Below are 20,052 nucleotides of genomic sequence, written 5' to 3'. Positions count from 1 at the left end.
AAATCCTTTCGGCAGGGGTCACAGAACAAAATTCACGATCGCAAGCACGATGACGATCAGTCCGACGAGATAAATAATGGCATGCATGGCTGCCTCCCTTGGTTGCCTGGCCTCACGGCCGTCTCACGTCTCAACACGGTTTCATGAGCTTTGTTCCGTCGTGCCGCCGCGGTCGGCGCCGCTGGCCCTTGCCGGCTTGCGCGACAGCACGATCAGCAGCGCGCCCCAGAGCATGAGGTCGAATCCCAGCACCACGCCGGGCAGCCAGATCGCGTTAAACGGGAAACCGAACCACAGAAGCAGGGCCACGGCAAAGGCGGCAAGCCCCGAGAGCATCATCCAGATGGCGCCGGGTTCGCGGCGGCGCTTGAGACCGTACCAGAGCCGCAGCACCCCGCTGGCACCCAGCCAGGCGATGATCAGCGTGGCCAGCGCGACAATGCCGACAAAGGGCTGAAGGATCATCAGGATGCCGACGCCGATGGCGAGAACCGAGAGCGCAAAGGTGCTGGCCATTTCCCAGGTCTCGTGCCGGCGGAACGCGGCGAAAAGGCCGACCGCCCCGGAAAAAACCAGGCACCAGCCAACGGTCAGGACGGCCGCGAGCGAGGCGAAGAACGGCAACAGGATCGCCGCGATCCCGGCGATGATGCTGGCGACGCCAATGGCCACCAGCGCCCATCGCGGGCCGCGCGCGAATTCACCGCGCCCGAGCGACACGTCGGAGGCGCTGTCCGCCATCGGCGGCGATGCTTGTGGATCGGGGTTGTCTTGGGTCTTGTCGGTCTGGGTCATGATGTGGGCTCCCGGTTTCTGTGCGGGTCCGACACTTCTGGAGACCGGCGGCCGGGCCGCGTGCGGTGGCATGGGCCCGAGGCGTTATGCGTCCGCGAAGGTGACGATCCGGCGAGCGCCGAGATCGGGTTTTTTGTCGGCGTCGAACCTAGCCCGGGCGATTTCGAGCCCGAAGGTCACGGCGCTGTCGGTTGCGGTCCAGATCGCGGCGTCCCTGAGCGCGAGGCGCAGAAGCCTCACGTCGAACCCGTCGCGCCCCGCATCGAACCAAGCGGCGGCCGCAGCAGTCCAGACATCATCCAGCCTGGCGGTGTCGACGCTGGGTTCGAACCGGCCGGACAGGCAGGCGTAAAACGTGCCGTCTCCCTTGGTCAGGCAGTAGTGCGCCTCGGCGCCCCGCCCCATGGCCCGCACCAGATCGGTGTCGGAAGAAGTGATGAACCAAAGCTCGGCCGTGTCACGGTCGGCGTGATGGGTCATCGGCTGCATGTGCGGATCGGCATTCTTGACGCCGAGCATGCCGGTGCCGGTGTCGCTCAACACGTCGAACAGGGCGGTGCGCGCATCTGCGCGCACCTTGTCTGTCATCGACATTCCGCGGCCTCAGAGCGTACTGGCCCAGGCATCGACTTCCCGCTCGGCTTCTTCGCGGGTCTTGCCGTATTTCTCCTGGATGATACCGGCCATCTCCTGCCGGTTGCCCTTGGCGCGCTGCAATTCGTCGTCGGTGAGGTCACCCCATTTGGCTTGCGCCTGACCTTTGAATTGCTTCCAATTGCCTTCGATTTGGTCCCAGTTCATAATGTCCTCCTGTTCGCTTTGCGTACTGAAATGTAAACGCCGGCGTTACAGGCGAGTTCCCGGCGGATGTGAAAATCCGCCGAAAAATCATTTGCTTCCAGACTGTCGAATTTCGGGAACTTTATGGTCGCGGCGGTGTTCACGACTGAGTGAACGGCACCGTCATGCGAAGGAATGCCAGCCCATGGGACAGCCGCAGAAAGACCCGGCCGGCGCGCCGCACCTCCAAAATGTGATCTATCTGGACAGCAGACGCCCGGCAGCCCCGAAGGTGGTGGCGCAAAAGCCGGGCCAAGACACTGCCCGGGCAGTGCTGGACACGCCGCAGGCGGACCAAGCAGCCTTTCCCTGGCACCGCATCCTCTGGCCGATCTTGGCGGTTCTGGTGCTGGGCACGATTTCCTGGGCGGCCTGGACCTTGTAGGCAAAGCCCCCGCCGGTTCGCGGCGGGGGCCCGTCAGGCTTATTGTTCGACTTCGACGTCGGTATCGCCGGGGGCGACCTCTTCGACCGGGGCCTCGGGCGGCACGTCGACGGTGCCTGTCTCAAGCTCGGTCGGCGAAACCTGCTCGGTGGCGGCCTCCGCCGGCTCGCTCTCGGGGCCGGGTGCGGTGACAAAGACCTCGCCGATCCAGAACAGGATCAGGCCGATGGCAAAGACCGCCACGACGGCCATGCCGATCAGCGGCCCCCTGTGGCGGCGTTTTTGTTTTTTCAGGTTGGTGTCGGGTGAGCTCATCTTCCGTCTCCGCTGGTCTCGGTGATGTGGAAGGCAGGCGATGCTTTTGGTCCGCAGGCCCACCTCTCGGGTTCCCGGACCAACGCCTGACGGCCCGGCAAGTTCCCAGTCACAGCCCCCTGCGCCGAATTTCCGCACGCGCACGGTGTTCGGACGGACACAGAAAATCGCGCGCTCGCCCAGGACGAAAAAGACCGGACCCGGTCCGATGTTGCTCGAAGAATTGCCGCATCCGGTCACGAACATGCTGGCGACGATGCTCTTGGATATCGTCACCGACCGCGAGAGCGGTGCTCACAGGCTGCGCCCTTTCATCCGATGCAGGCTCAGGGAATGCTGACCTGACCGGCCTCCGGCCGCACGACCGAGCGCAATGCCTCGCCGATCATCTGATCGGAGAAGGGCCGGACCAACATGCCCCAGCCCTTCTCCTGCGCCTGTTTCTGATCGTCCTCCCCTACGGTCAGAACAATGCCGGCTCCCTTTTGGGCAAGGGTCTGGTCAAGACCACTTTCCACCACCTTGGACAAGCGCATCTCAAGAAAGGCAGCCAGAACATGGGCTTCTTCCACCAGCTTGGCCAAAAACTCCTCCAGCTGGCTGGCATGAACAACCCGGCAATCACACACAGCGCCAAGCGATCCGATGATATCCTCTGCAATGAGCGGATCCCGCTCGAGAACCAGGATCACCGGCGCGGCATCCTGGTGCGCGAGGCCGCTTGGCTCAACGCTGTCTTTCATCGATTCCCCTCTGCTCATGAAAGCATATTGATTCCTTCGCCCAACCCTTGCATTAAAATATGACATACCAAGACAAGGTTTCTTGCCATGACCACGCCTTGCCGAAGCTGCCCGCTGCGAAAGTGGCCGATTTTCGATCCTCTGACCGAGAAAGAACTGGCCTTCATGCAGGAGTTCAAATCCGGCGAGCTGGCCATCGAGGGCGGCGCGACGTTGATGATGGAAGGGTCGAACAGCCCGCAGCTGTTTACCGTGCTCGAAGGCATGGGCCTGCGCTACAAGACGTTGTCGGGCGGCGAACGTCAGGTGATCAATTTCGTTTTCCCCGGAGATTTCCTTGGCTTGCAGGCGGGCGTGATGTCCGAAATGCAGCATTCGGTCGAGGCGACGACACAGATGCGGCTCTGCGTCTTTGACCGCAAGGCGTTGTGGTCTTTGTTCGCGGACCACCCGGACCGGGCCTTTGACCTGACCTGGGTCGCCGCGGTCGAAGAGCATCTCCTGGGCGAGAGCCTGGCGGTCATTGGCCGGATGAATGGCCTCGAGCGCATCGCGCGGGCCTTTGTCCGGCTTTACGACCGGGGCAGTGCGCAGGGCCTCGTCCGAAAAAACCGGCTGCCCCTGCCCTACAAACAACATGATCTCGCCGATGCGCTGGGGCTGTCGCTGGTGCATACCAACAAGATGCTCACCCGCCTGCGCGAACGTGGCCTGGCGTCCTGGCAGAACGGGATGCTGACGGTCCGGAAATACGACGCGCTCTGCGAACTGGCGCAGCTCGAACCCGACCGCGAGCAGATCACCCGCCCGCTGATCTGACATCGGCCGCGACCGCGCCCGTCGCGGCAGCGACGCAGACCCGCAAGCCCGGCAACAATATCGCCCACTGGCGGGAACCCGGCCCGGGTTCACAGGGTTGCTGACCTGTGGCTCATCGATACAAAAATCCCGACCCGATCCTGCGGTCCGCCGTCATCGTCATCGCCGCGATCCTTGTGTTCGCGACGCTCAAGGCGGGGGCAGACATCTTTGCGCCGCTGACGCTCGCGACAATTACCGGCGTCATGCTGGCGCCGGTGACCGACGGGCTTGAAAAGCTCGGGCTGTCAAGCGGGCTGGCCTCGGCCTTGGTGCTGTTTGCGGGGGTCTGCGGCATCGGGGTGCTTGTCATCCTGGTGGAACCCGTGGTCTGGCGCGTCGCCGAAGAGGTGCCGCGCATCCGGCTCGAACTGCGCAGCTTCATCGAGGAGCTCCGCGGGCTGATCCGCGGCCTTGAGGACGTCAACCGCGAGGTCGAACAGGCCCTCGGCGGCGACGGCAACGGCCAGACCGACGCCGAAGGTGACCCGGTGATGCCCAATCTGACCAGCGCCATCCTGCTGGCGCCGGTGTTCCTGGCGCAATTCCTGATCTTTGTCGGGGCGCTGTTCTTCTTTCTGTTCACCCGCAAGAACATCTATGTCTACATGTCGCGCAAGATCGGCTCTTCGGCGGAAACGCCCGAGATCATGCGCCGCCTGACCCGCGCCGAACGCGTCGTCTCGCGCTATTTCCTGACGATCACCACGATCAATTTCGGCCTTGGCGCGGCGGTTGGCAGCGCGCTGGCGCTGATCGGCCTGCCTGGCCCGGTGATCTGGGGGCTGGCGGCGGCAATGCTGAACTACATCCTCTATATCGGTCCGATCGGCATGGTTCTCGGGCTCAGCCTCGCCGGGCTGCTGGCCTTCGACGGCATCATGGTGATCCTGCCGCCGGTGCTCTATCTGCTGTTCAACCTGATCGAGGCGCAGTTCGTCACGCCGGCGCTGGTCGGCAAGAACATCGCGATAAACCCGCTGCTGATCTTTGTCTCTCTGGTGGTCTGGCTCTGGCTCTGGGGGCCGATCGGGGCCATCGTGGCGATACCGATGCTGGCGATCCTGCTGGTCATGCTCGACGTCTTCGAAGGGGAGGTTCCGGGCGAAGCCGCGGCGGCGCCGTCGCCCAAGAACACATCGGCCACGCCCGAGGTCTGAGCCCTATCGCCGGATCCGCGCCAGAACGGCGCGCCAGCCGCCCGGCGCCAGCACCCCGGCCAGCAGAAAACCTGCGGCAAAGCCCGCGAAATCGGCCGCCCAGGTGGCATCGGTGCCGTAAAGCAGGCCGAACACCAGCCGGATGAGCAGCAGCGCGCCGATCAGGAAAAACGCCCGCGCCTGCGGCGCGCCCTCTTCGCCCAGTCGCCGCCAGAGCAGCAGGGTAAAGCCACCGATAATGCCGTAGACACCCGGAAAGCCGCCGATCAACGGCACCGGATCGTCGAGCAGCAGGCCATAGGCTGCCGCCCCGACCACCGAGGCAAAGAAAAACAGCGCGATCACCCGCGCCCCACCCATCACCTCGCCGACCCATTTGCCCAGCGCCAGCAGCATCACGCCGACAAACAGCGCATGGGTGAAATTGGCCTGGATGAAGGGATAGCTGACAAAACGCAGAAGCTGCTCGGGCGGGTAGATGCCATTGGCCAGCATCCAGTCGAAGATATCGCCGGAAAAGGCGAAGTTCTGCATCGCGTTCAGCCGCCAGCCCACCGCCTGCGGCCCACCGACAAAGCCCTGGGTGCCGGCCTGAAAGGCCAGCTCGATCCCGGCGATCACCAGGAACAGCCCGGTGATGGCCGGCGGCAACGGGTTGACCGGCGGATGGTTGAACGGATCGGACATGGGCGCTCCTGCTGTGGCTCCGGGCCTTCGGCTTGACGGCCTCGGATGCCATGGGTAAGCGCTGAACGATCGAAAATCCAGACGGAGAAATCCCATGACAGAGGGCGTCCAAACCCCATCTGCCTTCACCCCGCGCGTCTTTTCGGGCATCCAGCCCTCGGGCAACCTGCATCTCGGCAATTATCTCGGCGCGCTCAAGCGCTTTGCCGACAGCCAGGACAGCGGCGTTCAATCGATCTTCTGCATGGTCGACATGCATGCGATCACCGTCTGGCAGGATCCGGCCGACCTGCGCCGCGCCACCCGCGAGCTGGCGGCGGGCTTCATCGCCTCGGGCGTCGACCCCGACAAGTCGGTGCTGTTCAACCAGTCCCAGGTCTCGGCCCATGCCGAGCTTGCCTGGATCTTCAACTGCGTGGCACGCATGGGCTGGATGAAGCGCATGACGCAATGGAAGGACAAGGCCGGCAAGAACCAGGAAAATGCCTCGCTGGGCCTGTTCGCCTATCCGGCGCTGATGGCGGCCGATATCCTGACCTATCACGCGACCCATGTGCCGGTGGGCGAAGACCAGAAGCAGCATATCGAGCTGACCCGCGACATTGCGATCAAGTTCAACAACGATTTCGGCGTCGATTTCTTTCCGATCACCGAACCGGTGATCGAGGGCACCGCGACGCGGGTGATGTCGCTGCGCGACGGGTCGAAGAAGATGTCAAAAAGCGATCCCTCGGACGCCTCGCGGATCAACCTGACCGATGATGCCGACATGATCGCCAAGAAGATCCGCAAGGCCAAGACCGATCCCGAGGCGCTGCCCTCGGAGGCCGAGGGGCTCGAGGACCGGCCCGAGGCGCGCAACCTCGTCAATATCTATGCCGCGCTGAACAACCAGACGGTGGCAGAGGTGCTGGCCGAGGCCGGCGGGCGGCAATTCTCGGAGTTCAAGCCGATGCTGGCCGATCTGGCGGTGGCCAAGCTCTCGCCGATCTCGACCGAGATGTCGCGGCTGATGGGCGATGTCGGCGAGATCGACCGTATCCTGGCGCATGGCGCCGGCCGTGCGCGGGCCATCGCGGCGCCGATCCTCGAGCGGGCCTATGACATTGTCGGCATGGTCCGGGGCTGACCGCCGCGGATCGCCGGCCGCGGACCGGGGGCGACCCTCCGGTCCGCGGTATTTTCAATCGGAATACGTGATCAGCCGGTGGCTGACGCTCAGGCGAAGAGCGGCAGACGAAAGGAGAAGGTGACCTCTCCCTCGCCGCTCTTGACCTCGAGATGGCCGTTATGCGCCGTGGCGATGGCCGAAGCTATGTAGAGCCCAAGTCCGAGACCATCGCCGCCGGACCCGGCAGCGCGGCGGAAGGGCTCGAATAGTTTCTGGGCGAAATCGTCCGAGACCGCCGGGCCGGCGTTGGTGACCGCGATGGTCATGCCCGCATCGTCGCAGAAGGCCGCAACCCGGATCGGGCCACCCTCGCGCCCGTGCTGCACCGCATTCGCCAGCAGGTTCGACACCGCCTGCGCCACCCGCGGCGCATCGCAGCTCACCGGACGGTCGATCTCGAGATCGAGGCTCACCTCATGCGCGGGATGGGCGATGCGCACCTCTTCCACCACCTGGCTGATCGCCTGGCGGATCGGCGCATCCGCGACCACCGAGACCGAAATCCCGCCGCCGAGCCGCTGTTTGGCGTGGATCAGCATGTTGCCGATAAGATCTTCCATCCGCAGCACCGCCGCCCGCATCAGCGCGACGGTCTGTTCCGCCCGGTCCGAGAGGGCCTCGCCGCGCAGCTGCCGCAGGCCGGCGCCAAAGGCGGTCACCGGATTGCGCAGGTCATGGCCGAGGATGGCGACGAATTCCTCGCGCGCGGCGGCCAGTCGGCGTTCATGTTCGACCAGCTGTTCCTGCGCCTCGAGCCGCATTTCGGTATCGAGGCTGCGGCCGATGAGATCGGCGAACATCCGGAACATCGCCTGCACTCTGGGCCGCTTGACCCGGCGCGGCACGATGTCGATGCCGCAGAGCGTGCCGAAGAAGCTGCCATCGTCGCGGTAGATCGGGATCGAGACATAACTCACGATATTGAATTGCCGGGCAATCGGATGATCCACGAAGGCCTCGTCGGTGTTGACGTCGTCAAAGACCACCGGTTCGCCGGTGTCGCGCGCGGTCTGGCAAAAGGTGCTGCCGATGGCGATCTCATCACCGCTGGCCAGATTGAACGAGATATCGTCGGAGGTGCGGCAGGCGACCCAGCGATCCGCGGTCACCCGCGAGACGGCGGCAAAGCGCATGCCGGTCGCCAGGCGCACGGTTTCGAGAATGACGCTCACGGTTTCGCTGCCGGCAATCAGCTCGATATCGGCCTGAAAGTCGTGGTTTCCCCCGAGAAAGGCCTGGTGGTCCTGCATGCGGGTCGTTGGTACGGTCATTGCGCTCCTGCCTGTATGGCCTGACTCTGTGGCACCCCGGCCGGAGTGTGACCGCATCCGCCGCCGGGTCAAGCGTCTGGAAGCAGCATGACACGCAACCGCCGGCTCGGAAGCCGGGAGCGTCGGGTGTCGGTCCGGGGGGCCCGGACCGTCGCCTTAGAGCATAACGAGGCAGGTGCAAAGCCACAAAGCGGATGCCGGCGCCGGGCGGGCGGGAGCCGGTCAAAGCGACGGGCGGGATCGAGGGGGACGGTGCCGTCCCCCTCGGTGGGCTCAGTCGGCGATCACGTCCTGGCGCTGCTGGCCCAACCCGGCGATGCCAAGCTCCACCACGTCGCCGGCCTTGAGGTAACGCGGCGGCTTCATCCCCAGCCCGACGCCCGGCGGGGTGCCGGTCGAGATCACGTCGCCGGGGTGCAACGTCATGAACTGGCTGAGATAATGCACTAGATGCGCGACGCCATAGACCATCGTTTTGGAGGAGCCGTCCTGCATCGTCTCACCGTTCACGGTGAGCCACATGGCGAGGTCCTGCGGATCGGAGACCTCGTCCCGGGTGACCAGCCAGGGGCCGATCTGGCCGAAGTTGTCGCAGCTCTTGCCCTTGGTCCACTGACCGGCGCGTTCGGCCTGGAAGGCCCGTTCCGAAACGTCATTGGTAACCGCGTAGCCGGCCACATGGTCCAGCGCCTCGGCCTCGCTGACATATTTCGCGGCCTTGCCGATGATCACCGCAAGCTCGACCTCCCAGTCGGTCTTTTCCGAGCCACGCGGAAGGATGATCGGGTCGTTCGGGCCGCAGATCGCCGAGGTCGCCTTCATGAAGATCACCGGCTCGGGCGGCACCTCCATGCCGCTTTCGGCGGCGTGATCGGCATAGTTCAGCCCGATGCAGATGAATTTTCCGGTGCCCGCCACCGGCGGCCCGAGCCGGGGATTGCCCGCGACTTCGGGCAGCCCGCCGGCATCGACTGCGGCAAGCCTGGCCAGGCTCTCGGGCGACAGCGCCGCGCCGGCGAGATCGTCGATCAGGCCGCTGAGGTCGCGGATGGTGCCGTCGCTGTGCATCAGGCCGGGTTTTTCGGCGCCCGGAGCGCCATGGCGAAGCAGTTTCATTTGTCGTCTTTCTTGAGGAAAATCAGAGGGTCCAGCCGCCGTCGATGCAACAGGCCTGGCCGGTGGTGAAGGTGGCGCCGGCCAGGTAGACTGCAAGATCGGCGATCTCTTCCGGCGCGGCGATGCGCCCCATCGGCTGCCGCGCGACAAAGGCGGCGCGGGCGGCCTCGTAATCGCCGCCCGCCGCAAGCCGATCGTCGAGCGAGGGCGATTGCACCGTGCCGGGGCAGATCGCATTGCAGCGGATGCCCTGCGCCACGTGATCGGCGGCAATCGCCTTGGTCAGGCCGAGCACCGCCGCCTTGGTGGTGGAATAGACAAAACGGTTGGGCACGCCCTGGACCGACGAGGCCACCGACGAGACGTTGAGGATCGTGCCCGACTTGCGCTCGAGCATGCCCGGCAGCACCGCCTGCACCATCCGCACCATCGATTTGACGTTGAGGTCATAGGCAAAGTCGAGCTCGGCCTCGGAACAGTCCAGCACCGTGCCGCTGTGCACCACGCCGGCGGCGTTGAACAGCACATCGACCGCTCCGGCCCGGGCGCAGACCTCGGCGACGCATTCCGCATCCAGAACGTCGAGCCGCGCGGTCTCGCAGCCATCGAGCCCGGCCAGGCCGGGCGCGTTGATATCGGTGGCCAGCACCCGCGCGCCGGCGCGGTCAAAGGCCCGGGCCGTGGCGCGGCCGATGCCCTGGGCGGCGGCCGTCACCAGCACGCGCTGGCCTGTCAGATCGCTTGTCATATCTTGTCTCCCTTGCGCGCCGTCACATCACGGCGCCGATTTGCCAGGGCACGAATTCCACCGCGCCAAAGCCCTGCGCCTCGCTCTTGGTCTGGCTGCCGGAGGCCACCTGAAGCAGCAGATCGAAAATCTCCTGCCCCTTAGCCTCGAGGCTGGTGCCGGAAAGGATGTCACCGCAGTTCACGTCCATGTCTGGCTCCATCCGCCGCCAGAGATCGGGATTCGAGGCGATCTTGATCGCCGGCACCGGCTGATAGCCCGAGACGCTGCCGCGGCCTGTGGTAAAGGCGACCAGATTGGCGCCCGAAGCGATCTGCCCGGTGACCGAACAGGGATCATATCCGGGGCTGTCCATGAAGACGAAGCCGGGCTGATCGATCGGTTCGGCGTATTTGTACACACCCGAGAGCGGCGCGCTTCCGCCCTTGGCCACCGCGCCCAGCGATTTCTCGAGAATGGTGGTCAGCCCGCCGCGCTTGTTGCCGGGCGAGGGGTTGTTGTCCATCTCGCCAAAGTTGCGGGCGGTGTAATCTTCCCACCAGTCGATCAGGTCGATCAGCTTGCGGCCGGTCGGCGCATCCACGGCGCGGCGGGTCAGCAGGTGTTCGGCGCCGTAGATCTCGGAAGTTTCCGACAGGATCGAGGTGCCGCCATGGCGCACCAGAAGATCCGAGGCCACGCCCAGCGCCGGATTGGCGGTGATGCCGGAATAGCCGTCCGAGCCGCCGCATTGCATGCCCAGAACCAGGTGGCGGGCCGGGGCCGGGGCGCGGCGGGCCTTGTCGGCCTCGGCCGCCAGCTCGCGCAGGATCGCCACGCCCTTGTCGACGGTGGCGCGGGTGCCGCCCTGTTGCTGGATCGTCATGTAGCGGAACCGCGCGCTGTCCTTGAGCGCCTTGCGGTCGATCAGATCGGGGATCTGCATGACCTCGCAGCCCAGCCCGATCATCAGGATGGCGCCGAAATTGGCGCTGTGGCCATAGCCCGCAAGGGTGCGGAACAGCGTCTCATAGCCCTCGCCCTTGCCGGCCATGCCGCAGCCGGTGCCATGCACGATGGGCACGATGCCGTCGACATTGGGAAATTCGGCCAGAATGTCCGCCGCGGCCGCGCCTTCGGCAATGAACCGCGCCACCGAACCGGCGCAGTTCACCGAGGTGAGGATGCCGATGTAATTGCGTGTGCCGACCCGGCCGGAGGGGCGGTGAAAGCCTTGGAATTCGGCCGCCGCCTCCGCTTTCGGCAGGGGCTGCGCGGCGGTGCCGAAGGCGTGATCCTGTTTGTGCGCCCCCATGCCGAGGTTGTGCACATGAACATGCGCGCCAGCGGAAATGTCAGCGCTCGCCGCGCCGATGATCTGGCCGTATTTCAGGATATTCTCGCCGCGCCGCAGGTCGCGCAGCGCGATCTTGTGGCCCGCCGGAACCGCCTCTTGCGCGGTCACATCGCCGGGCAACCGGGTGCCCGCCGGCACGGCGCGCAGGGCGACAAGAACGTTGTCGCCGGCGTGCAGACAAAGCGCAAAGGGCTGGTCGGTCATTTCTGTATCCTTCACGGCGTCACGATGACCTTTATCAGGTGATCACGGTCATGCGCGAGGTTCGCGAACCGCGCGGGCAGATCCTTGAGCGGCACGATGGCCGAGGCGATGGCCTCGGTCGACACCGCGCCGCTGCGGATCGCCGCCATCACCCAGTCGAAATCCTCTTTCAGCGCATTGCGGCTGCCGATGATGCGGGATTCGCGCTTGTGAAACTCGGCGTCGGCGAAGGTGATGCTTTCCTTGACCACGCTGACCAGCACGGTGCTACCGCCATGCGCCACCAGTGGAAAGCCTGCCTCGATCGCCTTGGCATTGCCGGTGGCGTCGAACACCAGGTCGAACCCCTCGGCCAGATCGCCCGACAGGATATCCCTGCCCGGCTGATGGGTGTTGGCAAAGCCGAAGAGTTCGGCGGCCTTGGCAAGCCTCTGGGCGCTCAGATCCATCAGATGCACCTCGGCCCCCGCGATCCGGGCAAAAAGCGCCGTGCCGAGCCCGATCGGCCCCGCGCCGGTCACCATCACCCGGTCGCCCGCCCCGCACCCCGAGCGCGCCACCGCATGGGCACCGATGGCAAGGAACTCGACCATCGCCGCCTGCTCCGGTGTCAGCCCTTCGGCGGGATAGAGGTTCTGTTCCGGCACAACGATCCGGGCGCACATGCCGCCATCGGCGTGCACCCCTAGCACCGCGATATCGCTGCAACAATTGGGTTTGCCACGTCGGCAGGCCCGGCAGGTGCCGCAGGACAGATAGGGATTCACCACCACCAGCCTGCCGGCGTCCGGCCCGTCGGCCAGATGCCCGGAGAGCTCGTGGCCGATCACGCGCGGGTAGTTCAGAAACGGGTGTTTGCCCTCGAAGATGTGGTAATCGGTGCCGCAGATGCCGATGGCGGCGATATCCACCAGTCGGTGACCTTCTGGCGCCTCGCGCGGCTTGGCACGTTCTTGCAGCGCGAAAGTGCCCGGCTCGACACAGGTGCCGCAGGCCATTGTCTCTTGCATCACGTCCTTCATTGCGCCGCCTCCAGATTGCGCGCCGTCCAGTCGGCCGGCAGTTCGCCCTTGACGATCAGGCTGAGCACGTCGTCCTTGGTCACCTCGTCGATGCGGTGGGCGCCGACCAGCCGGCCCTTGTTCATCACCACCACCCGGTCGCAGAGGTCAAAGACATCGTGCATGTCGTGGCTGACCAGCAGGATGCCGATGCCCTCGGACTGCAATTGCCGGATCAGATCGGCGACCATCGCGGTCTCCGACGGGCCGAGCGCGGCGGTGGGCTCGTCCATGATCAGAACACGGGTGTCGAAATAGATCGCCCGGGCAATGGCGATCACCTGCCGCTGGCCGCCCGAAAGCGACGAAACCGGGTCTTGCAGGTTCTTGAAATTCGGGTTGAGCCGGGCCAGCACCTTGCGCGCTTCCGCCAGCATGCGGGCATCGTCGAGATTGCCGAAACGGGTCTTGAGCTCGCGGCCGAGAAACAGGTTCGACGGCGCATCCAGGTGATCGGCCAGCGCCAGCGTCTGATAGATCGTCTCGATTCCGGCTTCGCGGGCGTCGTTGGGATCGGCAAAGCTCACCGGGCTGCCGTTGACGCGGATTTCGCCGGCATTGGGGATCATCGCGCCGGCCAGGATGCGCATCAGGCAGGATTTGCCGGCGCCGTTGTGGCCCAGCACGCCGACCACCTCGCCGGGAAACAGATCAAGCGAGACGTGATCGACGGCCCGGACGCCACCGAAGTGCTTCTCGATACCGATCATCTCTACGAGGGGGGGCTGTGACATGGGGCGCCTTTCTGCCGGGGGTCTGCTGCTGTCTGATCGACGGGCGCGCAACCTGGCGCGCCCGCCGCGATTTCGGCTCAGTAGAGCACGTTTTTCGCCTGGTCGGAGTCGATGTTCTCCTGATCCACCAGCACCACACCGGTGTTGATGAAGGGCTCGACCTTTTCACCGCCGAGGATGTCGATGATCGCGTTCACGCCCTTTTCGCCCATCGCGAAAGAGCCCTGAACCGCCGTCGCCTCCATCAGCCCCTCGCGGACGAATTGTTGTAGGTCTTCGTTGCCGTCAAAGCCCAGCGCGACCAGCTGACCGGCCTTGCCCGCCTGCATGATGGCGCGGCCCATGCCCACGGCGGTGGGCTCGTTGGCGCCGAAGATGCCGACGAGATCGGGGTTTGAGGCAAGGATATCGGTGGTCTGGTTCAGCGCCTGCGCCATCTGGCTCTGCGAATAATAGGGGCCGACGATTTCCAGATCCGAATTGGCGGTCAGATAGTCCGAGAAACAGCCGACGCGGCCGATTTCCGATCCGACACCGGCGACATAGGACATCACGGCGACCTTGCCCTCGGTGCCGGCCTCGTCGATCATCCGCTTGGCCACCTCTTCGCCGGCGGCGCAATTGTCGGTGGACAGGAACGCCTGATAGGTGCCTTTCGCGCCGTCGGTCAGGGCGCTGTCGATGATCACCACCGGAATGCCGCTCTCATAGGCGCGCTTGACCACCGGGGCCAGCGCTTCGGGGTCCGAGGGGGCCAGCACGATGCCGGAAACGCCGCGGTTGATCGCGTTCTCGACGAGGTTGACCTGATCGGCGACGGCGCTTTCGGTGGCCGGGCCATCGAAACTGAAGCTGTGTTCGGACTGGGCCGCGATCGCGGCTTCCGCGCCCTTGTTGACGTTCTGCCAGAAGTTCGAGCTGGTGGTCTTGACGATCACCGCGATCTCGCCGGCCGTGGCCATCCCGGCCGAAAGCGCCATCACCGACGCCAGCATTCCAAGCTTGTAGGTCTTCATCTCATTCCTCCTCAGTTGAGATTTTGGGTCTTGGTCTTATTGGACGCCCGGTCCGGCCATGGCCGGCACCGGACAGAACCCCTGTCAGCGCCGGTTGCGCATCTGGTCGATCCACACCGCGCCGATCACCACCGCGCCGATGACGATCTGCTGGATGAAGGCCGAGACGCCGGCCATGTTCAGCCCGTTGCGCAGGATGCCGATGATGAAGGCGCCGATCATCGTGCCCGAGACGGTGCCGACGCCGCCCGAGAGCGAGGCGCCGCCGATCACCGCCGCGGCGATGGCGTCAAGCTCGTACATCACGCCTTCGCTGGGCTGCGCCGTGACCAGACGCGACATCAGCACATTGCCCGCCAGCCCGGCCAGCGCGCCCGACATCACATAGGCATAGAGCTTGGTCTGATCGACGCGCACGCCGGAAAGCCGCGCCGCCTCTTCGTTGGAGCCGGTGGCATAGATGTGGCGGCCGATGCGGCGGCGCCGCAACATGTAGGCCGCGCCCATTGCCACCAGCAGCAGCAGGATCGCCGGATAGGGAATGCCGGGAAAGATCACCTTGGGAAAACCGTTGGGCTGCATCTCGACCATGCGAAAGAGCGCCCCGTTGCCCAGCCGGCCAAAGGCCTCGCCAAGCTGGGAAATCGGCGCCGCGCCGGTCAGTTGCAGGGCCAGACCCCGCGCCATCAGCATCATGCCCAGCGTCGCCACGAACGGCGGGATCTTCATCCGGGTGACAACCAGACCGTTGACCGCGCCACAGCCGGCGCCGATCAGAACGCCGAGGGCCATCGCCGGCGCCACCGGCAGCCCGGCCTTGACCGCCATCGCCGTGCCGACCCCGGAGAGCGCCAGAACCGAGCCGACCGAGAGGTCGATGCCGCCGGTGATGATCACCATGGTCATGCCGATGCCGAGCAGGCCGATGACAGAGGTCTGCAACAGGATGGTCAGCCCGTTGTTGACCGAAAAGAATGCCTGGCTGGCCAGCGAAAACCCGGCCACCAGAAGCAGCAGCGTCAGAACCGCCGAGAGCCGGTGGATCTTGGCCGCATCCGGCATCAGGGCCGCCAGCGGCGTCGCAGCGCGCCGATCCGCGGGTTTGGTTGCGTCAGACATGCGCCTCCCCTTCTCGCTGTCTTGCATTTAATTATTTAGTACATAAACAAGCCTCTCTTGATTCCGTCAACTGTTTTTTATAATATCGTACAAATACAAGAACCGCCCCGGGGCGGACGCGAGGAAAGGCAGTGACATGGCGCGCAGCGACACCAGGTATCGGGAGGCCTACAACCGGATCCTCACCTATTGCGAGACCCTGCCGCCCAAGGCGCCGATTCCCTCGGAAACCCGGCTGGCCGAGATTGCCGGCGTCAGCCGCACGGTGATCCGGCGCTGCCTGACGCGGCTGGAAGAGCTCGGCCTGATTTCCTGGCAGGGCCGCGACAAACATCTGCTGCGCCAGCCCTGCGCCGAAGACCGGATCGCGGTGCCCGAGGCCGCGGCCGACCCCAGCGATCTCGAACAGCGCTTTCTCGATTGGGTGCTGCGCTTCGACGTTCCGGCGAATACGCCGCTGTCGGTGGCGGAACTGTCGCGCACCTTCGAGGTGCCGCAATACGATCTCAAGGAATTCCTTGCCGGGCTCAGCCGCTTTGGCCTGGTCTCGCGCCGGCCGCAGGGCGGCTGGATGCTGCTGGGCTTTACCAAGGATTTCGCCATCGAGCTGTCAGACTTCCGCTCGGTGCTGGAACAGAACGCCGTGAGCCAGGTCGTCGAGGCGCCGGTGGACCATCCGGTCTGGGCCAGGCTGGCGCAGCTGCGCGCCGACCACCTCGCCCTGAAACAGGCCATCGACCGCGATTTCCACGAATTCTCCAAGCTTGACGAACGGTTTCACCAGACCATCAATTCAGTGGTCAGAAATCGCTTTATCGCCGAGTTCCAAAAGGTGATCTCGCTGATTTTTCACTACCATTACATGTGGGACAAGACCGAAGAGAAACACCGCAATGCCGCCGCCATCGATGAGCACCTGGCGATCATCGACGCGCTCGAGGCCCGCGATGCCGAGGCCGCGCGCGACGCCGCCCTGCGCCACCTGCGGACCTCGAAGACAACCTTGCTGTCCTCGCTGCGACACCACGACCTGGGCTGAGCGCGCTCAGCCAAAGAGCGCTTGCAGGCCGCGCGGCGTTGGTGTCGCAAGCGCGTCGAGATTGCGGGTCAGCGAGGCCGGTTTCGCGGTGCCAAGCAGCACCGAAGCCGCCGCCGGATGCTGCATGGCGAAATGCAACGCCGCCGTCGCCAGCGGCACGCCCAGCGCCTCGGACCTGGCCTGCAACTCGGCCACTTGGTTCAGCACCTCTTCGGGGGCCGGGCCGTAATCATAGGTCGCGCCTTCGACCGGGCCGGTCGCCAGAATGCCGGAATTGAAGATACCGCCGAGCACCAGGCTTGTCCCCGCCGCTGTGCAGGCGGGCACCAGCTCTGCCTCGGCGGATCGGTCCAGCAGCGTCAGCCGGCCGGCCAGCAGGATCACGTCGATCGGCCCGGCATTGCGCATCAGGTCGAGGCAGACCTCGCATTCATTGACGCCAAGGCCAAAGGCCTTGATCCGCCCTTGCTCGCGAAGCCGAACGAGCCGCGCATAGCCGGTGTCAAGAAACGCCTCGCGGTGCGGGCGATTACCTTCGGCGCCATGGGTATATTCCCCGATATCATGCACATAGAGAATATCTATCTCCGTGCGCCCGAGCCGTTCGCAACTCTGCTCGAAGCTCTCTTCGAGCCCGTCGCCGGAGTAATCGTAGCGCACGTCGTTCTGGGCCGGGCTCACATAGCCGTCGGCCTCGGCAATCGTCGATCCGGCGGGCGACAGGATGCGCCCGACCTTGGTGGACACGACAGCCTCGGGGCGGGATTTCAGGAACCGCCCCAGACGCATCTCGGACAGGCCGCGGCCGTAATGCGGCGCGGTGTCGAAATAGCGGATGCCCGCCTCCCAGGCGCGCGACAACACCGCTTCGGCCTCGGCCTCGCTGGTTTCGCGATAGAGATTGCCGATACTGGCGCAGCCGAAAGCGACCTCGGTGACCGAAAGATCCGTGGTGCCGATGCGTCGTGTCTTCATGGTCATTTCCCCTCCAGGGCAGCGCGCAGCTGCGGTTTGGCGCCAGTGTCGCTGTTGGCCTCGGCCCAATCGAGAAAGGCGCCGATCCGACGCGCGAGCTTCTCGGCATGGTTCTGGGCGATGTCTTCGAGACGGTGATCGAGGTAGGGGTTGGCAAAGCGCTCCAGCGTGGTCGCCACATATTCGGCCACGCCCTCGCCCTCCCCCGCCGCGGCAAAGCCGGGCAGCACCTCCTGCGCATAAAGGTCGCGCAAACGCTGGGCCCAATCAGCATCCGCCATCACGTCGCGCACATGGGTGGCACCGGCCCGCCCGCGCGCCAGCCAGTCGGCCACGATCCAGCTGTGCCCGAGGTTGAGCACGAAGAGCTTGCGGCGCTCGATCGGCCCCAGATCGGGCACCTCCCGTATCGCCGGATGGGTGCAGGGCAGCCGCAGGCGCGGCTGCGCCTCGATCGCCCAGAGCGCATAGGGTTCGGCAACCGCCCCCGCCGGATGCAGCGGCTCGGAAACGATGCGGTCGACCAGCGAATTGACCCAGACGACCTCGTCACGCAGCCAGTCGCGATAGCCCGCCGGCATGGCGCCCGCGGCGGTCAGCACGAGATCGCGCAGGACCCTGCCATTGTTGCGCACCAGCTCGGTCGGCATGATCTGCACCGGCGCGCCGCCAGCCTCGAACCGACCGCGCAACAGATGCGCCAGCTTGGCGGGATACGACATCGCCATGTCGAACCGCGCCCCCGCGTCGGCCGGTTGCGGCGCAAAACCCGCATCGGCGGTGTTCGACAGGATCATTTCCACATCCCCCGCCACCAGGCGCGCCACTTCGTCCAGATCCGGGCCGAGCGACAGGCCGCGCGCCACCGAGGTGACCCGCCGGGTTTCGTCCAATGGCTTGCCGTCCTGCAAGCCGCGGATCCTGACGTCATAGCCCTGTGCCAGCGCCGCGACCCGCCCGGCGCGCGCCGGATCGCCGCTCGATTGCACCACCACGACGGGGCGCGCCTCTGGCATGGCCTCGGCAAGGAACAGATCGGCATGCGCCTGAAGAAAGCGGCTGGTGCCGAATTGCAGGACGGTTGGAATTGCCATTGACGAGTCTCCCGATTTGGTTTGTTATTATTTAGAACAATGCAGCATGCAAGGAAATTCCGTGACCATTGACGCCCACCAGCATTTCTGGCGCATCGCGCGCGGCGACTATTCGTGGATGGATGACAGCGTGGCCGCGATCCGCCGCGACCTCCTGCCGCCCGATCTCGCGCCGCTGGCCCAGGCCGCCGGGGTGACCGGAACGGTGGCCGTTCAGGCCGCCCCGACGCTGGAAGAGACCGAATTCCTGCTGTCGCTCTCCGACACGACGCCGCTGATCCGCGGCGTGGTCGGATGGCTCGATCTGACCGGGGATGTGCCGCGCCAGATCGACCGCCTGGCGCATCCGCGGCTGCGGGGCATCCGGCCGATGCTTCAGGACATCCCCGAAACCGACTGGATTCTGCGTGATGACGTGCTGACCGGGTTGCGCCAGGTGGCCGAAGCCGGGCTGCGCATGGACGCGCTGATCACGCCGCGCCATCTTGCGCTGATCGACAGGCTCGCCCGCGCCCTGCCGGAGCTGCCGCTGATCATCGACCACTGCGCCAAGCCGCGCTTTGCCGGCAGCGATCCCGGCGACAACTGGCGCGCCGGCATTCAGGCCCTTGCCCGCCATCCGCAGGTCAGCTGCAAGCTCTCGGGGTTGGCCAATGAATTCGGTCCCGGCTGGTCCGCCCCAAGGTTGCGCCCGGTGTTCGATCATGTGTTCGCCTGTTTCGGGCCCGAGCGGGTGATGTGGGGCAGCGACTGGCCGGTGCTGGAGCTGGCCGGCACCTATGCCAAATGGCACGCGGCGGCGCAGGAAATGGCGGCAGAGCTGACCTTGGCCGAACGCGAGGCGCTGTTCGGCAATACCGCGCGCCGCATCTACGCGCTTGATCAAGAGGGAGAAATTCAATGAAACGCATGGGACAGGTCATCGGACTGAAGCCGGAGCACACAGCGGAATACAAACGCCTTCATGCCGAGGTCTGGCCGGATGTGCTGGCACGGTTGCGGCAGTCCAACATCACCAATTACTCGATCTTCCTGCGCGAGCCGGAAATGCTGATGTTCAGCTATTGGGAGTATACCGGCACTGATTTCGAAGCCGATTCCGCCGCCATCGCCGCCGATCCCGTCACCCGCGACTGGTGGAAGATCTGCGGCCCGATGCAAAGCCCGCTCGACAGCCGGTCAGAGGGTGAATGGTGGGCACCGATGGAAGAGGTCTTCCACCTTCCCTGAGCCAGACCGCCGGTGTTTTTCCGCGCTGCGGCCCACCGGCGGCCAAATCATAGTGTTTTTGTCTGGTATTGCCGAGCGCGGCGCAAGCTGGTACCAAACCGGCCAAGTCAGCCAGCGGTGCCGGGCGCCCGAGCCAGACGTTCCAAGTGAAACAA

23 protein-coding genes are annotated in these 20,052 nt (G+C 65.2%); 7 read left to right on the top strand and 16 right to left on the bottom strand.

The features are described from left to right. Positions 1-141: 141 nt before the first annotated feature. The 3 genes from PVW49_RS07045 to PVW49_RS07035 all read right to left on the bottom strand — a co-directional run bounded on the left by PVW49_RS07045 (position 142) and on the right by PVW49_RS07035 (position 1,596). On the bottom strand, positions 142-795 hold the full coding sequence (locus PVW49_RS07045; protein WP_074836887.1) for an HdeD family acid-resistance protein: 654 nt from the start codon (positions 793-795) through the stop codon (positions 142-144). Positions 796-879: 84 nt separating this feature from the next. Further along, the gene (locus tag PVW49_RS07040; RefSeq protein WP_074836885.1) at positions 880-1,389 is read right to left on the bottom strand and encodes a pyridoxamine 5'-phosphate oxidase family protein; all 510 of its coding nucleotides are present in this window, start codon (positions 1,387-1,389) and stop codon (positions 880-882) included. Between the two features lie 9 nt (positions 1,390-1,398). Continuing rightward, a complete protein-coding gene (locus tag PVW49_RS07035) occupies positions 1,399-1,596 on the bottom strand; it encodes a CsbD family protein (protein ID WP_048529290.1) in 198 nt (65 codons plus the stop codon). Between the two features lie 184 nt (positions 1,597-1,780). On the opposite strand from PVW49_RS07035, the gene PVW49_RS07030 reads away from it, so the two are divergent. Beyond that, on the top strand, positions 1,781-2,020 hold the full coding sequence (locus tag PVW49_RS07030) for a hypothetical protein (protein WP_074836883.1): 240 nt from the start codon (positions 1,781-1,783) through the stop codon (positions 2,018-2,020). 39 nt (positions 2,021-2,059) lie between these two features. On the opposite strand, the gene PVW49_RS07025 is transcribed toward PVW49_RS07030, so the two are convergent. Both PVW49_RS07025 and PVW49_RS07020 read right to left on the bottom strand, forming a co-directional pair. Beyond that, complete coding sequence (locus tag PVW49_RS07025) at positions 2,060-2,335, bottom strand: hypothetical protein (RefSeq protein ID WP_048529285.1); 276 nt, start codon at positions 2,333-2,335, stop codon at positions 2,060-2,062. A 326-nt stretch (positions 2,336-2,661) separates the two neighbouring features. Further along, positions 2,662-3,078 (bottom strand): hypothetical protein, encoded by a 417-nt coding sequence (locus PVW49_RS07020; protein WP_048529284.1) that lies wholly within the window; start codon positions 3,076-3,078, stop codon positions 2,662-2,664. A gap of 87 nt (positions 3,079-3,165) precedes the next feature. On the opposite strand from PVW49_RS07020, the gene PVW49_RS07015 reads away from it, so the two are divergent. Continuing rightward, complete coding sequence (locus PVW49_RS07015; protein WP_048529280.1) at positions 3,166-3,897, top strand: Crp/Fnr family transcriptional regulator; 732 nt, start codon at positions 3,166-3,168, stop codon at positions 3,895-3,897. A gap of 107 nt (positions 3,898-4,004) precedes the next feature. After that, entirely contained in the window at positions 4,005-5,096 is a 1,092-nt protein-coding gene (locus PVW49_RS07010) for an AI-2E family transporter (RefSeq protein WP_274590208.1), read from the top strand. 3 nt (positions 5,097-5,099) lie between these two features. Here the strand turns inward: PVW49_RS07010 and PVW49_RS07005 are convergent, their stop codons facing one another. After that, positions 5,100-5,783 (bottom strand): rhomboid family intramembrane serine protease, encoded by a 684-nt coding sequence (locus PVW49_RS07005; protein WP_074836880.1) that lies wholly within the window; start codon positions 5,781-5,783, stop codon positions 5,100-5,102. 94 nt (positions 5,784-5,877) lie between these two features. Between PVW49_RS07005 and trpS the strand changes: the two genes are divergently transcribed. Then, the gene (trpS, locus tag PVW49_RS07000) at positions 5,878-6,912 is read left to right on the top strand and encodes a tryptophan--tRNA ligase (protein ID WP_048529275.1); all 1,035 of its coding nucleotides are present in this window, start codon (positions 5,878-5,880) and stop codon (positions 6,910-6,912) included. A gap of 89 nt (positions 6,913-7,001) precedes the next feature. Here the strand turns inward: trpS and PVW49_RS06995 are convergent, their stop codons facing one another. From PVW49_RS06995 to PVW49_RS06960, 8 genes are all read right to left on the bottom strand, one after another. After that, positions 7,002-8,225, bottom strand: a complete 1,224-nt coding sequence (locus tag PVW49_RS06995) for a GAF domain-containing sensor histidine kinase (RefSeq protein ID WP_048529271.1) — start codon at positions 8,223-8,225, stop codon at positions 7,002-7,004. A gap of 273 nt (positions 8,226-8,498) precedes the next feature. Next, positions 8,499-9,341 (bottom strand): fumarylacetoacetate hydrolase family protein, encoded by an 843-nt coding sequence (locus PVW49_RS06990; protein ID WP_274590207.1) that lies wholly within the window; start codon positions 9,339-9,341, stop codon positions 8,499-8,501. Between the two features lie 22 nt (positions 9,342-9,363). After that, positions 9,364-10,089 carry an SDR family oxidoreductase gene (locus PVW49_RS06985; protein WP_274590206.1) on the bottom strand — a complete coding sequence of 242 codons (726 nt, stop codon included), beginning with the start codon at positions 10,087-10,089 and terminating at the stop codon, positions 9,364-9,366. 22 nt (positions 10,090-10,111) lie between these two features. Beyond that, positions 10,112-11,629: a UxaA family hydrolase gene (locus PVW49_RS06980; protein ID WP_274565870.1), complete on the bottom strand. Its 1,518-nt coding sequence runs from the start codon at positions 11,627-11,629 to the stop codon at positions 10,112-10,114. Between the two features lie 11 nt (positions 11,630-11,640). Continuing rightward, positions 11,641-12,651 carry a zinc-binding alcohol dehydrogenase family protein gene (locus tag PVW49_RS06975; RefSeq protein WP_274590205.1) on the bottom strand — a complete coding sequence of 337 codons (1,011 nt, stop codon included), beginning with the start codon at positions 12,649-12,651 and terminating at the stop codon, positions 11,641-11,643. After that, positions 12,648-13,424, bottom strand: coding sequence for an ATP-binding cassette domain-containing protein (locus tag PVW49_RS06970; protein ID WP_274590204.1), 777 nt, complete (start codon positions 13,422-13,424; stop codon positions 12,648-12,650). The genes PVW49_RS06975 and PVW49_RS06970 overlap by 4 nt, the downstream gene beginning before the upstream one ends. A 77-nt stretch (positions 13,425-13,501) precedes the next feature. Then, positions 13,502-14,440, bottom strand: a complete 939-nt coding sequence (locus PVW49_RS06965) for an ABC transporter substrate-binding protein (RefSeq protein ID WP_048529259.1) — start codon at positions 14,438-14,440, stop codon at positions 13,502-13,504. An 84-nt stretch (positions 14,441-14,524) separates the two neighbouring features. Then, the gene (locus PVW49_RS06960) at positions 14,525-15,559 is read right to left on the bottom strand and encodes an ABC transporter permease (RefSeq protein WP_274590203.1); all 1,035 of its coding nucleotides are present in this window, start codon (positions 15,557-15,559) and stop codon (positions 14,525-14,527) included. A 136-nt stretch (positions 15,560-15,695) separates the two neighbouring features. Between PVW49_RS06960 and PVW49_RS06955 the strand changes: the two genes are divergently transcribed. Next, positions 15,696-16,598, top strand: coding sequence for a GntR family transcriptional regulator (locus tag PVW49_RS06955; RefSeq protein ID WP_274590202.1), 903 nt, complete (start codon positions 15,696-15,698; stop codon positions 16,596-16,598). A 6-nt stretch (positions 16,599-16,604) separates the two neighbouring features. Here the strand turns inward: PVW49_RS06955 and PVW49_RS06950 are convergent, their stop codons facing one another. Both PVW49_RS06950 and PVW49_RS06945 read right to left on the bottom strand, forming a co-directional pair. Further along, a complete protein-coding gene (locus tag PVW49_RS06950; RefSeq protein WP_274565873.1) occupies positions 16,605-17,573 on the bottom strand; it encodes an aldo/keto reductase in 969 nt (322 codons plus the stop codon). A gap of 2 nt (positions 17,574-17,575) precedes the next feature. After that, on the bottom strand, positions 17,576-18,667 hold the full coding sequence (locus PVW49_RS06945; RefSeq protein ID WP_274590201.1) for a mannitol dehydrogenase family protein: 1,092 nt from the start codon (positions 18,665-18,667) through the stop codon (positions 17,576-17,578). Positions 18,668-18,728: 61 nt separating this feature from the next. Here PVW49_RS06945 and PVW49_RS06940 point away from each other — a divergent pair, with 61 nt between their 5' ends. Together PVW49_RS06940 and PVW49_RS06935 are read left to right on the top strand one after the other, a co-directional pair. Then, positions 18,729-19,571, top strand: coding sequence for an amidohydrolase family protein (locus PVW49_RS06940; protein ID WP_074836861.1), 843 nt, complete (start codon positions 18,729-18,731; stop codon positions 19,569-19,571). After that, positions 19,568-19,897 (top strand): L-rhamnose mutarotase, encoded by a 330-nt coding sequence (locus tag PVW49_RS06935; protein WP_074836860.1) that lies wholly within the window; start codon positions 19,568-19,570, stop codon positions 19,895-19,897. Before PVW49_RS06940 ends, PVW49_RS06935 begins: the two co-directional genes overlap by 4 nt. The last annotated feature ends 155 nt before the right edge of the window (positions 19,898-20,052 follow it).

The organism is Marinovum sp. PR37 (assembly GCF_028807375.1).
GTDB classification, from domain to species: Bacteria; Pseudomonadota; Alphaproteobacteria; order Rhodobacterales; family Rhodobacteraceae; genus Marinovum; species Marinovum algicola.
Note: the sequence above shows the minus strand (reverse complement) of the source record. Positions and strands in the feature narration are given on the sequence as shown.

Coding starts and splice junctions, on each gene's coding strand:
- PVW49_RS06960 (WP_274590203.1), bottom strand. CDS start 15,559: ATGTCTGACGCAACCAAACCCGCGGATCGGCGCGCTGCGACGCCGCTG.
- PVW49_RS06935 (WP_074836860.1), top strand. CDS start 19,568: ATGAAACGCATGGGACAGGTCATCGGACTGAAGCCGGAGCACACAGCG.
- PVW49_RS07035 (WP_048529290.1), bottom strand. CDS start 1,596: ATGAACTGGGACCAAATCGAAGGCAATTGGAAGCAATTCAAAGGTCAG.
- PVW49_RS06990 (WP_274590207.1), bottom strand. CDS start 9,341: ATGAAACTGCTTCGCCATGGCGCTCCGGGCGCCGAAAAACCCGGCCTG.
- PVW49_RS06975 (WP_274590205.1), bottom strand. CDS start 12,651: ATGAAGGACGTGATGCAAGAGACAATGGCCTGCGGCACCTGTGTCGAG.
- PVW49_RS07040 (WP_074836885.1), bottom strand. CDS start 1,389: ATGTCGATGACAGACAAGGTGCGCGCAGATGCGCGCACCGCCCTGTTC.
- PVW49_RS07025 (WP_048529285.1), bottom strand. CDS start 2,335: ATGAGCTCACCCGACACCAACCTGAAAAAACAAAAACGCCGCCACAGG.
- PVW49_RS06965 (WP_048529259.1), bottom strand. CDS start 14,440: ATGAAGACCTACAAGCTTGGAATGCTGGCGTCGGTGATGGCGCTTTCG.
- PVW49_RS06980 (WP_274565870.1), bottom strand. CDS start 11,629: ATGACCGACCAGCCCTTTGCGCTTTGTCTGCACGCCGGCGACAACGTT.
- PVW49_RS06955 (WP_274590202.1), top strand. CDS start 15,696: ATGGCGCGCAGCGACACCAGGTATCGGGAGGCCTACAACCGGATCCTC.
- PVW49_RS06950 (WP_274565873.1), bottom strand. CDS start 17,573: ATGAAGACACGACGCATCGGCACCACGGATCTTTCGGTCACCGAGGTC.
- PVW49_RS07015 (WP_048529280.1), top strand. CDS start 3,166: ATGACCACGCCTTGCCGAAGCTGCCCGCTGCGAAAGTGGCCGATTTTC.
- PVW49_RS06985 (WP_274590206.1), bottom strand. CDS start 10,089: ATGACAAGCGATCTGACAGGCCAGCGCGTGCTGGTGACGGCCGCCGCC.
- PVW49_RS07030 (WP_074836883.1), top strand. CDS start 1,781: ATGGGACAGCCGCAGAAAGACCCGGCCGGCGCGCCGCACCTCCAAAAT.
- trpS (WP_048529275.1), top strand. CDS start 5,878: ATGACAGAGGGCGTCCAAACCCCATCTGCCTTCACCCCGCGCGTCTTT.
- PVW49_RS07045 (WP_074836887.1), bottom strand. CDS start 795: ATGACCCAGACCGACAAGACCCAAGACAACCCCGATCCACAAGCATCG.
- PVW49_RS07005 (WP_074836880.1), bottom strand. CDS start 5,783: ATGTCCGATCCGTTCAACCATCCGCCGGTCAACCCGTTGCCGCCGGCC.
- PVW49_RS06995 (WP_048529271.1), bottom strand. CDS start 8,225: ATGACCGTACCAACGACCCGCATGCAGGACCACCAGGCCTTTCTCGGG.
- PVW49_RS06945 (WP_274590201.1), bottom strand. CDS start 18,667: ATGGCAATTCCAACCGTCCTGCAATTCGGCACCAGCCGCTTTCTTCAG.
- PVW49_RS06970 (WP_274590204.1), bottom strand. CDS start 13,424: ATGTCACAGCCCCCCCTCGTAGAGATGATCGGTATCGAGAAGCACTTC.
- PVW49_RS07020 (WP_048529284.1), bottom strand. CDS start 3,078: ATGAAAGACAGCGTTGAGCCAAGCGGCCTCGCGCACCAGGATGCCGCG.